The sequence below is a fragment of the Streptomyces sp. NPDC059255 genome, from assembly GCF_042752355.1.
Classification (GTDB): domain Bacteria; phylum Actinomycetota; class Actinomycetes; order Streptomycetales; family Streptomycetaceae; genus Streptomyces.
On sequence record NZ_JBHYZP010000034.1, the window covers coordinates 25,458 to 38,730 of the forward strand.

Genomic DNA, 13,273 nt, shown 5'->3' on the forward strand with positions numbered 1-13,273 from the left:
GACCCCCTGTGTTCCTCAAAGCCGCCGTCAACGGTGGACGGCTCAGGACCGAGCATCCCGCGGTCCCCCTCACGCCCGCCGAACTCGCCGCCGATGTCCTCGCGGTGACCGCCGCCGGCGCGGATGTCGTCCATCTCCATGTACGGGACGAGGCCGACGGCCAGACCATCCGCCCCGACGCTCTCGCGGAGGTGCTGCGCGCGGTCCGCGCCGCGGCCCCCGGCGCGGTGGTCGGCACGACCACCGGGCTGTGGACCTGCTCGGGACCGGAGGAACGTTTCGCGCTGGTGGAGGCGTGGGACGTGCTGCCGGACTTCGCCTCCGTCGCGTTCGGCGAGGAGGGTGCCGCCGAGACGGCCGCGCTCGTCGTGGCGCGCGGCATGGAACTGGAGAGCGCGGTCTGGAGCCTGGACGACGTCCCGGCTCTGCTCGCCTCGCCGACGCTGCACCGGAACGTACGGATCCTGATCGAGCCCATGGACGAGGACCCGGACACCGCGGTCGCCCACGCCAGGGCCATGGCCGACGCCGTGCTGGCCGCAGGTGTCACCTGCCCGATCCTGTACCACGGCGAGGAGGCCACCGTCTGGCCGGTGCTCCGCGCCGCCCTGGCCGACGGCCGGCAGGCCCGTATCGGCTTCGAGGACGGCATGGAACTGCCCGACGGCACCACGGCCCCCGACAACCGGGCGCTGGTCGCGGCCGCCCGCGCGCTGGCCCCGTCCGTGCCGGCGTCCCCGGAACAGTCGGCGTCCCCGGCGCGGGCGGGGGAGGTCAGTCCGGCCTGACGGCCCCCGGCGGCCGGATCCGGGCCGTGATCGTCTTCGGCCGCTGGTACTCGTGCAGGGCCAGCGTGCTCAGGTCCGTACCGTGCCCGGAGGTGCCCCGGCCGCCGTGCGGGAGTTCCGCCGTCTGGACGAGATGGCAGTTGAGCCAGGCCTCGCCCGCGTCCAGCCGTCCGGCGAGGGCGAGTCCCGTCTCCAGGTCCCGGGTCCAGACGCTCGCGGCCAGCGCCTGCGGCACCCCGTTCGCCAGGGCCAGGGCCTCCTCGACGCCGTCGGCCGCCTGCACCGTCAGCAGCGGTCCGAACACCTCGTCCAGCACGGCCGGGTCGTCGTCGGGCAGCTCGGCGAGGACGCGGGCCGGGCGCCAGAAGCCGCCCTGTTCGTCCGCGCCGAGCGCCAGCTCCCCCTCCGCCGTCGTCTTCGCGGCCGAGGCGCCGACGATCCGGTCGTAACGCGCCGCCTGGTCGGCGTTGTTGAGCGGCCCGAAGTCCCGGCCCGCCGCGCGCTCCCGCATCGCCGCCGTGAGCCGGGAGAGCGCCGATTCGTGGTTCTCGCGCAGGGTGATCACCCGTGCGGGTACGGCGCAGGACTGCCCCGCGTTGTACGTCGTGGCCCGCGCCAGCTCCGTCCAGGTGTCCTCGGGGGCGTCGGGCAGGACGATGACCGGGCTGTTGCCGCCGAGTTCCAGGCTGATCCGCTTCGTCCCCGCGCGCGCCGTCACATCGGCGCCCGCCGCCGCGCTCCCGGTGAAGGCGATCGCGTCGACCCCGGCGGACGCCACCAGCAGCCGCCCCGTCTCGCGGTCGCCGGGGAGAGTCTGGGCCACGGCCTCGCCCAGCGCCTCCCGCGCGTGCTCGGCGAGGAGGAGCAGCGAGTCGGGGGTCGTCTCGGCCGGCTTCGTCACCACCGTGTTCCCGGCGGCGAGGGCGGGCGCGCACCGCCATGTGGCCATCATCAGCGGGTAGTTCCAGGGGACGACGACACCGACGACACCGAGCGGTTCCCAGCGGACCCAGCTCTCGTGGCCCGCGACGAAGCCGCCCGCCGCCGGTGCGGACCGGGTGCGGGCCGCCCAGGCGTAGAAGCGGAAGAGGTCCGCCGCGTTCTCCACCTCGCCGGCGGCCTCGTGCGCGGGCTTGCCCGTGCCGGCCCGCTCCGCGGCGATGTACACGGCCGCGTGCTCCTCGATCAGTCCGGCGAGGCGGTCGAGCCGCCGGGAACGCTCCCTCGGGGTCAGCGCCCGCCAGCCCGTGAGGGCCCGGCGGGCCGCCGCGACGGCGTCGGCGACCTGCGGCGCGCGGCCGGCCGTCGAGCTGCCCCGGACCTGGCCGGTCCGGGGGTCCGTCAACGGCACCGTGCGGGGGTCGGCGTCGGTCTTCACAGTGTCTCCGTCTTCTCAGTGTCTCCGTCTCCGGACTGCCTTCGTCTTCGGAGTGGCTTCGCCTTCGGAGTGGCTTCGTCTTCGAAGTCGTCTTCGAAGTGTGTTCGTCTTCGAAGTGTGTTCGTCGGGGGTCACGTCACGTCGTACGCGCGCAGCCACAGCTCCAGCGTGAGCACGAGCCACAGCTTGCCGCCCTGCCGGGGCAGCAGCGCGCCCTCCCCCTTCATCCACGCCCGTACCGTGGACTGCCGGAAGAGTCCCCTCGCCCGTGCCTCCCTGCCGAGCAGCAGATCGCCCGCCAGTTCGCGCAGCGGGCCGCGGAGCCACTGCTGCACCGGTACGCGCATGCCGCTCTTGGGCCGGTCCACGACCGTGCCGGGCAGCAGGTCCCGTACGGCCTCCTTGAGCACCCACTTCTCGACGGCGCCGTTGAGCTTCCAGCGGGGCGGGGTGGCGAACGCCTGGTCGATCACGCGGCGGTCGAAGAGCGGGGAGCGGCCCTGGATCGCCTGGGAGGCGGTGAGCCGTTCGACCTTGGTGAGGATGTGATGGGCGCCCTTGGTGCGCAGGTTGCAGTGGAGGAGCTGGTTGAGGAGGTGGTCCATCCGGCCGTCCCTGGCCTCCGGGCGCAGATACGGGGTGATGAACCGCTCCGGGCGCGGCAGCGTCTCCAGTGCCTCCAGCGCGTCGGCGGTGAGCAGGTCGGGCAGGTCGGTGAAGCACTTGCGGTACGAGCGGAGGTACGCGTTCTCGCGCGTGTCCGCCGCGTCCGCGTCGTCCGCGTCGTCCGCGTCGTCATCGGGGGACCCGCCCGTGCCATCGCCGCGGTGCATCTCGTACACCAGCATGGGCAGGTTCTTCGGTCCGCCGAACACCGGGTCGCCGCCCTCCCCGTTGAGCACGACGCGCAGTCCGTCGCCCGCGACGGCTTCGGCAAGCATCAGGTTGGGCACGGTCAGCGGATCGCCGACGGGGCTGTCGAGCAGCGCGGCGGCCTCCGCGAGACGGGCGGCGACGGCGTCGCCGGAGACGCTGAGCACCCGGTGGCGGGTCTGGCAGTGCGTGGCGACCAGGCCCGAGTAGCCCAGCTCGTTGGGGAGTTCGTCGCCGAAGCTGATCGAGTACGTGTGTACGGGGTGGCTGTGCAGCTTGGCGGCGAGGGCGGTGACGAGTGAGCTGTCGACGCCGCCGGAGAGCAGGACGGCCACCGCCTCGGCGTCCGGCAGCCGTCGGGCCGTCGCCTCCTCCAGCAGGCCACGCAGTTTCAGGGCGTACTCCTCCGGGGGCGCGTCGCCGCCCTCGTACCACTCGCGCAGGCCCTGTCCGATCCGCTCCTCGGGCTCCCAGTAGTGCTCCTCCGTCACCGTCCCGTCGTCGGCGAGCCGCAGGCAGCGGCCCGGGAGGACTTCCCGTACGCCGCGCAGCAGCGTCTCCTCGCCGGGGAGATAGGCGAAGGTCAGGAAGGAGCGTACGGCGGCCAGTTCGAGCCCTGTGCCGAGCGCGGGCCAGCGGCGCAGGGCGCGCAGGGAGGTGGACGCGGCCCAGGCGTCGTCGGCGCGGGCGTAGAAGAGCGTACGAGCGCCGACGTGGTCGCGGATCAGGACGAGGTCGCCCTCGTCGTGCACGGCGAGCGCGAACATGCCCTCCGCGAGCCGGATCCCGGCCGCCCCGAACCGCGCCCAGCAGCGCAGCAGCAGCTCCCCGTCCGGGCAGTCGGGCCGGGCGTGCGCGCCGGAGCGGGCGAGCGCGGCCAGCAGCTCGGGCCGGTTGTGCAGCGTGACCTCCCCCACGGCGGTACGGCCGCCGGCGGTGAACGGCCCTGTGGCGTGCCCGGGTTCGTCGAGGATCAGCGCGGCGCCGGGGCCCGGACCGGCCGCTCCGGCGTCGTACCGTACGGCCGCGCCCATCGAGGCGAGGTGTGACCGCGCCCGTTCGGGGGTCGTCGCCAGGCAGGCACAGAAACGCGCCACGGTCCCCCTCCTCTCGTCTCGCTTCTCTCTTGCCGGCCGGTCGGTCGATCACGGGGGGCGGTCACCCGAAGTCGTCGTCGCTCCAGCCGCCGCCGTCGTCGGAGCCCCAGCCGTCCCCGGCGTTCCAGTCGTCCCCGTCGACGGAGTCCCCGGAACCGCTCCCGTCGCCGGAGTCCCCGCCGTCCCCGCCTCCCCCGCTGCCGCCCGCCTCGCCGCCGGAGGAGCTCTGGGCCGCCGCCTGCTGCTGTTGCCGCAGCGCCTCCTCCTCTTCGGGGGTGAGGCTGGCGGGCGGGAACTGCGCGGCGGTGACGGTGAGCGCCGCCAGGCCGACGCCGCCCAGGACGAGGCCCATACGGCCGCCGAACGAGCTCCGGTTGACCATCACCGACTCGCCCTGGCCCCAGACCGTACGGCCGTAGCCGATGTCCCGGCCGTACGTCACGGTGCCGTCGGCGTACCGGCGCTTGATGATCCGCCGGCCCAGCAGCTCGTCGGTGCCGGCGGCGCCCTGGTTGTCGTGCCACCGCACACGGTTGTCGCCGTCCCTGCGCCGCCATTCCTCGCGGCCGGACTCGTAGGTGCGGTGGACGCTCCCGTCGGCGAGGAGTTCGTCCCGGTACGGGGTTTCGCGTGGCCGGATCATCGTCTCGTGTCCTCGTGTCGCCGGGCCGGTCCCGTCGGCCAGGTCATGAAGCCTGTCGTCCGCAGCTCGCGCAGGCCGGTCCACACGGAGGGCCCGGCGGTCCGCGGCCCGCGCACCAGCCGCAGGACGGTGCGCAGCAGCCGGGCCGGCGGGACGGACTCCACCTCGGCGGAGCGCCCGCGCGCGAGCCACTCCAGCTCGCCCGCTCCGAGGGCGGACGGCAGGACGGACCTGAGCCGCTCGCCCCGGTCCGCCATGTCGCCCTGACCGGATGCGGGACCGGCCGCACCGGATGCGGGACCGGCTTCGTGACCGGCTTCGTGCCGGGAGGTCAGATGCAGCGCCGTCGCGTGCCGGGGCACCAGCCCCATCGAGGCGACCCGTACGCCGGGGGCCGTGTCCCGCAGCGCGGCGCGCACCCGCGCGGTGAGGGCGATGCCCGCCACGCTCGCGTCGTGCAGGACGTGCACGGTGGCGCCCTCGACACGGCCGAGCCCAGCCGTCAGCCGGGGGTCGAGCGGAAGGTCGTCGGCGGCGAACACCGGGCAGGCGGCCTCCAGATGCACATCGTTGGCGAGCAGCATGCGCACCACGGACCGGCTCTCGCAGACGAGCAGCCGGGGCAGCCCGTAGTCGTGGAGATCCGGCTCGGCGGACGGTGGCGCGCTCCGCCGCGCACCGGCGGGCACCGGCGGCAGCAGCCCGGGGAGCCTCCCGCGCCCCTGCTGTCTCCGCAACGCTTCCTCGAACCGCTCGTACCGTACGGGCGGGGCCGGTGTGAACGGCACCCGGCGCGGGACGGCGCGCACGGGACGCAGCACGCGGCACGTCTCGTAGTAGAGCTGCCGCTCCGTGAAGCGGATCCGCCCCGGTGTGCCCGCGCGGCCGACGGCGGCGAGCACGGCGCGGTCGAGCACCGCGTCCACGGCCCGGTCGAAAAGCCCGTCAGCGCTCATGAGGCGGCCTCGCCGGGCCAGGTGAGGAATCCGACGGCCTCGGCCTTCGTCCGGTCGGCGTCCTCCGCTCCCGTGGAGCGTTCGATCACGCGGGTGACGGCGGCGAGCAGCTTGCCGGGCGGTACGGCGCCGAGGGGGCTGGTCCACCCCTTGGCCAGCCACTGCAGCTCGGCGTCGGTGAGCGTACGGCTCTCGCGCAGCCGGTCCAGCGCGTCGGCCGGCGGCCTGGGTCCCCGTACGGTCAGGGCGCCCGGCGCGCTCATGACGGCGCGCGGCGGCAGCCCGGCGTCGACGACCCGGCGGCCGGGCAGCGCGGCGCGGGTGCGCGCGGCGAGCTGGCAGCCCGTCGCGTCGGCGTCGTGCAGGACGATCACCGGCGCGGAACCGGGCGGCACCTCGCCGGCGCGGGTGGCGAGGGCTATGTCGTACCTCCGGGGCAGTTCGTTGGCCGCGAGGAAGACGGCGATGCTCGTGTCACCGCAGAGCAGCACGGCCCGGGGCCGCGCGGGCGGCGCCGGGTGCCGGAACTGTCCCTCGTCCACGACACCGGTCGGGAGCGCGCCGTGGACCGACACCCACAGGCTCATCGTCGAGCTGCGGAAATGGGAGAGCGGGTGGGCCTCCACCAGGCGTGTGCGGCTCTTCATGGCGGAGCGGAACTGGGTGAGGGTGACGACGAGGAACAGCGAGCCGAAAATGGCGAGCGGGCCGGCTCCGTCGACGGACAGGGCGGCGATCAGCAGGACGAGGCTGACCGGCAGCCCGATCACCAGGCATCCGATGGCGGCGCCCCGCCCGCTCTCCTTCGCCTTCCTGCGGCTCAGGGCGTACCAGAGCTGGTTGACGGTGATCGGGGTCCGGCCGTCGTCGGTGAGCTTCGCGGCGACGCGCCGGACCCGTACGTCGCTCAGCCCCAGCGAGTTGGTCTTGGGGTCCAGCGCGAACTGCCGGTTGCACTTGGAGCACGTACGGCCCGTCCGCTCCCGCTGGAGCAGGCTTCTGGCACAGTGCGGGCAGATCATCGGGGCCCCTCCAGCACGGCAGCGGCCCTCCGCAGACCGGCGGCCAGCCGCTCGCGCGCGCTGACGGTGCCGACACCGCCGACGCGCTGGACGCGCTCGATGTCGCGCAGCGCGGCGGCGAGGATCCCGTAGTCGGTGGAGACCCGGCCCGCGGCGGAAACCCGGTCGGCTGTGGCGATCCGGCCGTCCGTAGGGCCCCGGCCGTCCGTGGAGAGTCGGCCGTCCGTGGGGACCCGGCCCGCGGTGGAGAGCCCGTGGCCGCCCTCCACCCCCTCCGATTCCGCCACTCCCGCCGCTCCCTCCCCGGCGGCGCGCCGCTCCGCCTCGTCCGCCGTGATCGCGTAGTCCTCGTGGTCGATGCCGAAGCCGGTGTTGGCGGCGAGGATGTTGAGCGGCCGCGCGCCCCGGTTGGCGAAGGAGTGCGGCATCATCTCGGGGATCCGGATCATCGCCCCGGGGAACAGCCGGACTTCGGTGACCCGGCGCCGCACCGGGTCGTACACACCGCAGGAGGCGTGCCCCAGGCTGAGCACGATGTGCTCGCCGCCGTGGGCGTGCGGGGTGAACGCGCTGCGCGGCCCGACGACCCCGAGCTTGTACGTCGCGTTCGACGGCCGCTCCGGGGAGGTCCTCGCGTCCCCGACGAGGTAGTGCGCGAACTGCCCGTCATCGATGAACCGGAGGAACTCCTCGCTCGGCCCCAGCTCCCGGGCCCCTTCCCGGTCCGCGAACAGCACCCGGCCGTCGGGCCTGAGGTGGAACACCTCCACGCCGCACGGCAGTCCCCGGGCGAGCCGTGCCATCCCCCGCACCCCGGAAGGACCGGAACCGGCCCCGAAATCCCCGTCGAACATCAACGCCCCCCTTGCGTCTCCGACCACGATCGCAGCGTAGAGCTGTGATCGGTAACACTCGGAACTGATGATAGGGCGGAGGTCTGACATCGCGATGAAGTCCAGGCATCTCAGAGTTCGCGCGGCCCGCCCGGACGCCCTCCGTCATGCTCCGTCGGGCTTCGTCCGGCTTCGTCGGGCTTCATCCGGCACCGTCAGGCGAGGAGTTCGCCCTCCAGCAGGCCCATCGTGAACATGTCGTACCACTGACCGTCCCGCCGGAAGACCTGGCGGAGCCGGCCCTCCTCGACGAAGCCGATCTTCCGGTAGACGTGGTGGGCCGCGTGGTTCTCCGTGACGACCTTCAGCGTGATCTTGTGCAGCCGCATCTTGTCGAAGCCGTAGCGGCAGATCGTCCGCATCGCGTCGGTGGCGTAACCGCGCCCCCAGTACTGCTTCTCACCGATGTAGATGTCGAGCGCCGCACAGCCGGTCTCCGGCTCGGTGTCACGCAGCCGGACCAGCCCGATGAGCGTGGCGTCCGCGAGGGTCTCGACGCCGTACAGCACGTCGCCGTACGCGTTGCGCGGGCGCTCCTCCATGCCCTTCCTGACCTGGGCCAGCGACTGGGCGTAGCCGTCGCTCATCCAGCGCATGACCTCGGGGTCGTGGTTCCAGTGCCACAGCTGTTCGGCGTCCGCCGGCTCCATCGCCCGCAGTTTCACCAGCTCTCCGAGCACCATGCGCGGTCCAGCCCTTCGTTGTCCGTGCTGCCGGTTTCGTACGACCGGTTGACGTTCGTGTGAACCCGCCAGAGGTAACACGACGCCGGCCCGCCACCCAAGCCGATTATCCGGGTGGCGGGCCGGCCGGGCGCGCATGCCGTTATTCGAGAACGCCCAACTCGCCCTTCAGCCACGTGAGTTCGGTCGTCGGCGCCGAGCAGACGAAGTGCCGGCAGACATAGGCGGTGGCTCGCCCGTCGACGAGCGGACGCCCCGCCAGCAACGGGAACTCCTCGCCCCCGGACTCGCCCCCGGGCTCACCGGCCGCGACGACGGCTCCGGGCGCGGTGGCCAGCAGCGCGGCACGGTGCAGGGCGGCGGCCTCCTTCCCCGTGCCCACGACCGCGACCTCCCGCGGCCCGTCGAGCGCCGCCTCGGCGACCGCGAGCCCCCAGCCGATGAAGCGGGGCACCCGCGGCCCGAGCGCCTTCACCACGCCCAACGCCCCCTCGGCCGCGCTCCGGTGACGCTCGGAGCCGGTGTGCGCGGCGTACGAGAGCAGCGCCCCGGCGGCGGCCGTCCAGCCGGAGGGCGTCGCGTTGTCCGTCGGGTCCTGCGGCCGGCGGATCAGCTGTTCGGCATCGTCGGCCGTGTCGTACAGGGCGCCGCCTTCCGCCACGAACCGGTCGAGAACGATGTCCAGCAGGATTCCGGCGAACTCCAGCCACACGCCCTCGCCGGTGACCCCGGCGAGCGCGAGGAACCCCTCCGCCACATCGCCGTAGTCCTCCAGCACTCCGGCGTTCGCGCCGGCCCGGCCGTCCTTCGAGGTACGGGCCAGCCGCGCCGCTCCGTCGAGGTGGACGCGGACGAGCAGATCGGCGGCCTCCGTGGCCCGCTCCACCAGATCGGGGCGGTCGAAGTACGCGCCGGTCTCGGCCAGCGCGGCGATGGCCAGCCCGTTCCAGGCGGCCACGACCTTGTCGTCGCGCCCGGGCCGCTCCCGCAGCTCCTCGCGGGCGGCGAAGAGCCGCGCCCGTACGGACTCGACGCGTCCGGCGTCCACCACACCCTCGCCGAGGGGCAGTTGCAGCACGGAGGCGCCCTCCTCGAAGGTGCCTTCCGGTGTCACCCCGTAGTACTGCGCGGCGAACTCCGCGTCGGACTCCCCCAGGACCTCCCGCAGCTGGTCCGGCGTCCAGACGTAGAAGGCACCCTCCACATGCCGTCCGCCACCGCTGCCGTCCGCACTGTCGGCGTCCAGCGCCGAGGCGAACCCGCCCTCGGCGGTGCGCAGTTCACGGACCATGAAGTCGGCGGTCTCCACCGCCACCCGGCGGGCCAGATCGGAGCCGGTGGCCCGCCAGACATGCGCGTACGCCCGGCACAGCAAGGCGTTGTCGTAGAGCATCTTCTCGAAATGGGGCACGGCCCACTCGCCGTCGACGGAGTAGCGCGCGAACCCGCCTCCCAACTGGTCGTAGATCCCGCCGCGCGCCATCGCCTCGCAGGTGTCCGTGGCCATCTGGAGCGCGCCCTCGGAGCCCGTCCTGGCGTGGTGCCGCAGCAGGAACTCCACCACCATCGACGGCGGGAACTTCGGCGCCCCGCCGAACCCGCCCCGCCGCGCGTCGTACTCCCGGGTCAGCCCCAGCAGCGCCTGGGCCAGCTCCGACTCCCCGGGGGGCCCGTCACCGCTCTGCGCGAGCGACCGCCCCGCCAGCTCCCCGACGATCCGCGCCGCCACCTCGGCGACCTCCGCGCGCCGTCCGGTCCAGGCGGCGCTGACACCCTCCAGCACCTGCGGGAAGGACGCCATGCCGCCCCGGGGCGCGGGCGGGAAGTACGTACCGAAGTAGAAGGGCGCTCCGTCGGCGTCGAGGAACACGGTCATGGGCCACCCGCCCTGCCCGGTGGCGGCCTGCACGGCCTCCATGTAGACGGCGTCGACGTCGGGCCGCTCCTCGCGGTCGACCTTGATGTTGACGAAGTGGGCGTTCATGTACTTGGCGGTGGTGACGTCCTCGAAGCTCTCGCCCGCCATCACATGGCACCAGTGGCACGAGGAGTACCCCACCGACAGCAGCACCGGGACGTCCCGCCGTCTCGCCTCCGCGAACGCCTCGTCCCCCCAGGGCCACCAGTCCACCGGGTTGGCGGCGTGCTGGAGCAGGTAGGGCGACTGCTCCTTGGCAAGTCGGTTCATACGTGCATCGTCGCATGATCCGGACCCACAGGCCCTCGCCTCGCGCGGCCCGGCTCGTAGCGGCTGACGTGACGTGCCGAGTCGGCCTCAGCTGCCGTCCCGAGCTCACCCGCGGAGAAGAAAGTTGATACGTCAACCGAAGGGAACTAAGGTGATGTCCTGTCCGACGGAACTCCCGCCGAGTCGAGCGGAATCACACCCAGGAGAAGGTCACATGGCGGTCGAAGTACGCGACGTGCCCGATGCAAAGCGTTACGAGGCCCGCGTCGACGGAGAGTCCAAGGCCGCGGGCGTCGCCGCATACATCCGTACGACGGAGCTCATCGCATTCACGCACACCGAGGTCGAGCCGGAGTACGAGGGCAGGGGAGTGGGGTCCGCGCTGGCTCGCACAGCCCTTGACGAGGCACGGGCCGCGAACCTGCGCGTCCTCGCCACCTGCCCGTTCTTCGCGGGCTGGATCGCCCGGCATCCCGAATACGAGGACCTCCTGTACCAGTCCCGCAGCAGGGTCAGCGACTGAACAGCCGAAGTGCGCTCCTCGCCATGAGATCCGTGTCGCCGGCGTTCGGAGGAACCGCCGTTCCGCTCGCCGTGACCTGGCTCGTATGGGGAACCACCTATCTGGCGATCGCGTTCGGGCTGCGCGGGACGGAGCCCCTCACGCTCAGCTCGGTCCGGTTCCTGACGGCGGGTCTGCTGCTGTGAGGCTTGGCCGAACGCCGCCACGAGCCACGGCTGACGGCCCTTCGGCGGCGGGCCACGCTCGTCGGGGTGCTGCTCTTCTCCGTGGGCATGGGCGGCGTGGCGTTGGCCGAGGAGTATGTCGACTCGGGCACGACGGCGCTGTTCATCGCCACGGTTCCGCTGTGGAGCGTGCTGCTGAACACCGCGAGGGGACGGCCGACGCGCAGCGCGGAATGGCGGGGGTCCGGCTCGGCCTGGCGGGCGTCGCCGTGCTGTCGGCCGGGCTGGGACGCGGCGGGCTGACCGGCGCGGCGATCCTCCTGCCGGCCGCCATGTGCTGGGTACTCGGCTCCCATCTGGACGACCACTCGGCCGGCGTGCGCGGGCCGGCCGCGCAGATGATCGTGGGCGGCGCGGCGCTGGCCGTGGCTGCCGCCGCCCGGGGCGAGTTCGCGTCACCGCCGCGGCCGCACTGGGGCGCCGGGCTCGCCCTCGCCTACCTGGTGGTCTTCGGGTCCCTGCTGGCGATGGCCGCCTACCGCCACCTCACCGCCCACACCAACCCGGCTCCGGCCACGAGCTACGCCTTCGTCGCCCCGGTGATCGCCGTCCTGTCCGGCGCCCTCTTCCTGGACGAACCCCTCACCTCCCATATCCTGGCCGGAACCGCCCTCATCGCCGTCGCTCTCTCCACCACCCTCCTCACCGGAGCCCGGCCTGCCGCAGGACCCACGACGACCGCGCCGGGACATCCTGAAGCAGTACGCAGGCGGCGGAGTCCGGCGTCATCCCGTTGCCCCCCGCCGCCGCGCGTCCCGACACCGCGAGCCGGCTGTGGCCGCCGCCGGGAAGGCTGCCGCCCCGTCTGCGGGGTGCGGACGAGGCATGACGAGCCCGTCGGCATGCCCGGCGCCTATTCAGTGAAGTGTCAACTACGTCTAAACTTGTTTCATGGAACAGACAGTGCGTTGGCTGACTGCTGAGGAGCAGCTTGCTTGGCGGAGCTTCGTCCGCATGCACGAGAGGCTCCTGGGCCGGTTGTCCCGCTTGTTGCAGACGGAGTCCAACGTGTCGCGTGCGGACTACGCCGTACTGGTCGAGCTGACGGACGTACCGGACGGGCGGCAGCGGTTTCTGGACATCGCCAGGGCGCTGGAGTGGGAGAAGAGCCGGATGTCCCATCACATCGCCCGGATGGTGAAGCGCGGGCTGGTGGTGCGGGACGAGTGCGCCGAGGACGGCCGTGGCGCGTTCGTGGTCATCACGGACGAGGGGCGAGCGATGGTCGAAGCTGCCGCCCCGCGTCATGTGGAAGCGGTGCGTGAGCTCTTCCTCGACAACGTCACGCCGTCGGAACTGCGGTTGCTGGCCCGGATCTCCGAGCGCGTGGTGGAGAAGCTGGACGAGAAACCATCCTGACCGGAACGGGCGGCCCGGGGTGCCTCATGCGGCCGGCGTGCGCGTCGCCGCAGTGGCCGCCGATGTACGTAACCGGTCAACCACGTCTCCGCCGCACCGGACACACCGAAGGGCAGGGGCAGGGGCATGGGCATGGCGGGCCAACCGCTTCTACGTGTCGTGCAGCGGCGGCACCGGGTGCTTGCTCATGATCGACACGCGATTGAACGCGTTGATGGTGACCGCCACCCAGATCGCGGCTGAGATCTGATCCTCGGAGAGGACCTGCCGCGCGGCCTCGTAGGCGGATGCCTGGGCCGCGGCGTTCACCGGATGAGTCGTGGCCTCGGCCAGCGCCAGGGCGGCGCGCTCCGAGGAAGTGAACAGGCCGGCGTCCCGCCATGCGTTCAGGATGCCGAGTCTCCGCGGTGATTCACCGGCGCGCAGGGCCGCTCCGGTGTGCACGTCGAGGCACTAGGCGCAGCCGTTGAGCTGTGACACGCGGAGATTGATCAGTTCCACGGTGGTGCGGTCGAGCCCCGCCTCGGAGGCCGTTGCCCGGACCGCCTCCGAGGCCTGCACGAGGGCGTGGAAGGCCTTGGGGCTCTGTTTGTCGATGAAGATCCTGCGGGATGGGGAGCCGTGGGTGCGGTTGCTCACGTCGGGG

Annotated in this window: 13 protein-coding genes and 1 pseudogene; 5 read left to right on the top strand and 9 right to left on the bottom strand. The window is 72.9% G+C overall.

The genetic code is table 11. The features are described from left to right. Positions 1 to 8: 8 nt before the first annotated feature. Positions 9 to 788 carry a 3-keto-5-aminohexanoate cleavage protein gene (locus tag ACFXKG_RS31180; RefSeq protein WP_384846176.1) on the top strand — a complete coding sequence of 260 codons (780 nt, stop codon included), beginning with the start codon at positions 9 to 11 and terminating at the stop codon, positions 786 to 788. On the opposite strand, the gene ACFXKG_RS31185 is transcribed toward ACFXKG_RS31180, so the two are convergent. From ACFXKG_RS31185 to ACFXKG_RS31220, 8 genes are all read right to left on the bottom strand, one after another. Beyond that, positions 775 to 2,166 carry an aldehyde dehydrogenase family protein gene (locus ACFXKG_RS31185; RefSeq protein WP_384846178.1) on the bottom strand — a complete coding sequence of 464 codons (1,392 nt, stop codon included), beginning with the start codon at positions 2,164 to 2,166 and terminating at the stop codon, positions 775 to 777. The two genes, ACFXKG_RS31180 and ACFXKG_RS31185, sit on opposite strands and share 14 nt — an antisense overlap. 131 nt (positions 2,167 to 2,297) lie before the next feature. After that, positions 2,298 to 4,136 (bottom strand): asparagine synthetase B family protein, encoded by a 1,839-nt coding sequence (locus tag ACFXKG_RS31190; RefSeq protein WP_384846180.1) that lies wholly within the window; start codon positions 4,134 to 4,136, stop codon positions 2,298 to 2,300. 61 nt (positions 4,137 to 4,197) lie between these two features. Then, positions 4,198 to 4,779 (bottom strand): hypothetical protein, encoded by a 582-nt coding sequence (locus ACFXKG_RS31195; protein ID WP_384846182.1) that lies wholly within the window; start codon positions 4,777 to 4,779, stop codon positions 4,198 to 4,200. Continuing rightward, positions 4,776 to 5,735, bottom strand: a complete 960-nt coding sequence (locus tag ACFXKG_RS31200) for a hypothetical protein (protein WP_384846184.1) — start codon at positions 5,733 to 5,735, stop codon at positions 4,776 to 4,778. Before ACFXKG_RS31200 ends, ACFXKG_RS31195 begins: the two co-directional genes overlap by 4 nt. Beyond that, on the bottom strand, positions 5,732 to 6,757 hold the full coding sequence (locus tag ACFXKG_RS31205) for a hypothetical protein (protein WP_384846186.1): 1,026 nt from the start codon (positions 6,755 to 6,757) through the stop codon (positions 5,732 to 5,734). The genes ACFXKG_RS31200 and ACFXKG_RS31205 overlap by 4 nt, the downstream gene beginning before the upstream one ends. Beyond that, positions 6,754 to 7,611, bottom strand: coding sequence for a cupin domain-containing protein (locus tag ACFXKG_RS31210; RefSeq protein ID WP_384846188.1), 858 nt, complete (start codon positions 7,609 to 7,611; stop codon positions 6,754 to 6,756). Before ACFXKG_RS31210 ends, ACFXKG_RS31205 begins: the two co-directional genes overlap by 4 nt. 194 nt (positions 7,612 to 7,805) lie before the next feature. Then, positions 7,806 to 8,333: a GNAT family N-acetyltransferase gene (locus ACFXKG_RS31215; protein WP_384846190.1), complete on the bottom strand. Its 528-nt coding sequence runs from the start codon at positions 8,331 to 8,333 to the stop codon at positions 7,806 to 7,808. A gap of 142 nt (positions 8,334 to 8,475) precedes the next feature. Next, a complete protein-coding gene (locus ACFXKG_RS31220; RefSeq protein WP_384846192.1) occupies positions 8,476 to 10,521 on the bottom strand; it encodes a thioredoxin domain-containing protein in 2,046 nt (681 codons plus the stop codon). A 214-nt stretch (positions 10,522 to 10,735) separates the two neighbouring features. Here ACFXKG_RS31220 and ACFXKG_RS31225 point away from each other — a divergent pair, with 214 nt between their 5' ends. From ACFXKG_RS31225 to ACFXKG_RS31240, 4 genes are all read left to right on the top strand, one after another. Next, on the top strand, positions 10,736 to 11,044 hold the full coding sequence (locus ACFXKG_RS31225; RefSeq protein WP_384846194.1) for a GNAT family N-acetyltransferase: 309 nt from the start codon (positions 10,736 to 10,738) through the stop codon (positions 11,042 to 11,044). Between the two features lie 23 nt (positions 11,045 to 11,067). After that, on the top strand, positions 11,068 to 11,229 hold the full coding sequence (locus ACFXKG_RS31230; protein WP_384846197.1) for a hypothetical protein: 162 nt from the start codon (positions 11,068 to 11,070) through the stop codon (positions 11,227 to 11,229). A gap of 161 nt (positions 11,230 to 11,390) precedes the next feature. Next, positions 11,391 to 12,191: an EamA family transporter gene (locus tag ACFXKG_RS31235; RefSeq protein WP_384846199.1), complete on the top strand. Its 801-nt coding sequence runs from the start codon at positions 11,391 to 11,393 to the stop codon at positions 12,189 to 12,191. Then, positions 12,160 to 12,627 (top strand): MarR family winged helix-turn-helix transcriptional regulator, encoded by a 468-nt coding sequence (locus ACFXKG_RS31240; protein WP_384846201.1) that lies wholly within the window; start codon positions 12,160 to 12,162, stop codon positions 12,625 to 12,627. The genes ACFXKG_RS31235 and ACFXKG_RS31240 overlap by 32 nt, the downstream gene beginning before the upstream one ends. 150 nt (positions 12,628 to 12,777) lie before the next feature. Here ACFXKG_RS31240 and ACFXKG_RS31245 read toward each other — a convergent pair. After that, positions 12,778 to 13,266 (bottom strand): annotated as a pseudogene (locus tag ACFXKG_RS31245) (carboxymuconolactone decarboxylase family protein). Positions 13,267 to 13,273: the final 7 nt, after the last annotated feature.

What these genes read in the sequence shown, in the direction of transcription:
- ACFXKG_RS31195 (WP_384846182.1), bottom strand. Translation starts at nt 4,779, where the DNA reads ATGATCCGGCCACGCGAAACCCCGTACCGGGACGAACTCCTCGCCGAC.
- ACFXKG_RS31200 (WP_384846184.1), bottom strand. Translation starts at nt 5,735, where the DNA reads ATGAGCGCTGACGGGCTTTTCGACCGGGCCGTGGACGCGGTGCTCGAC.
- ACFXKG_RS31205 (WP_384846186.1), bottom strand. Translation starts at nt 6,757, where the DNA reads ATGATCTGCCCGCACTGTGCCAGAAGCCTGCTCCAGCGGGAGCGGACG.
- ACFXKG_RS31210 (WP_384846188.1), bottom strand. Translation starts at nt 7,611, where the DNA reads ATGTTCGACGGGGATTTCGGGGCCGGTTCCGGTCCTTCCGGGGTGCGG.
- ACFXKG_RS31215 (WP_384846190.1), bottom strand. Translation starts at nt 8,333, where the DNA reads ATGGTGCTCGGAGAGCTGGTGAAACTGCGGGCGATGGAGCCGGCGGAC.
- ACFXKG_RS31220 (WP_384846192.1), bottom strand. Translation starts at nt 10,521, where the DNA reads ATGAACCGACTTGCCAAGGAGCAGTCGCCCTACCTGCTCCAGCACGCC.
- ACFXKG_RS31225 (WP_384846194.1), top strand. Translation starts at nt 10,736, where the DNA reads ATGGCGGTCGAAGTACGCGACGTGCCCGATGCAAAGCGTTACGAGGCC.
- ACFXKG_RS31230 (WP_384846197.1), top strand. Translation starts at nt 11,068, where the DNA reads ATGAGATCCGTGTCGCCGGCGTTCGGAGGAACCGCCGTTCCGCTCGCC.
- ACFXKG_RS31240 (WP_384846201.1), top strand. Translation starts at nt 12,160, where the DNA reads ATGGAACAGACAGTGCGTTGGCTGACTGCTGAGGAGCAGCTTGCTTGG.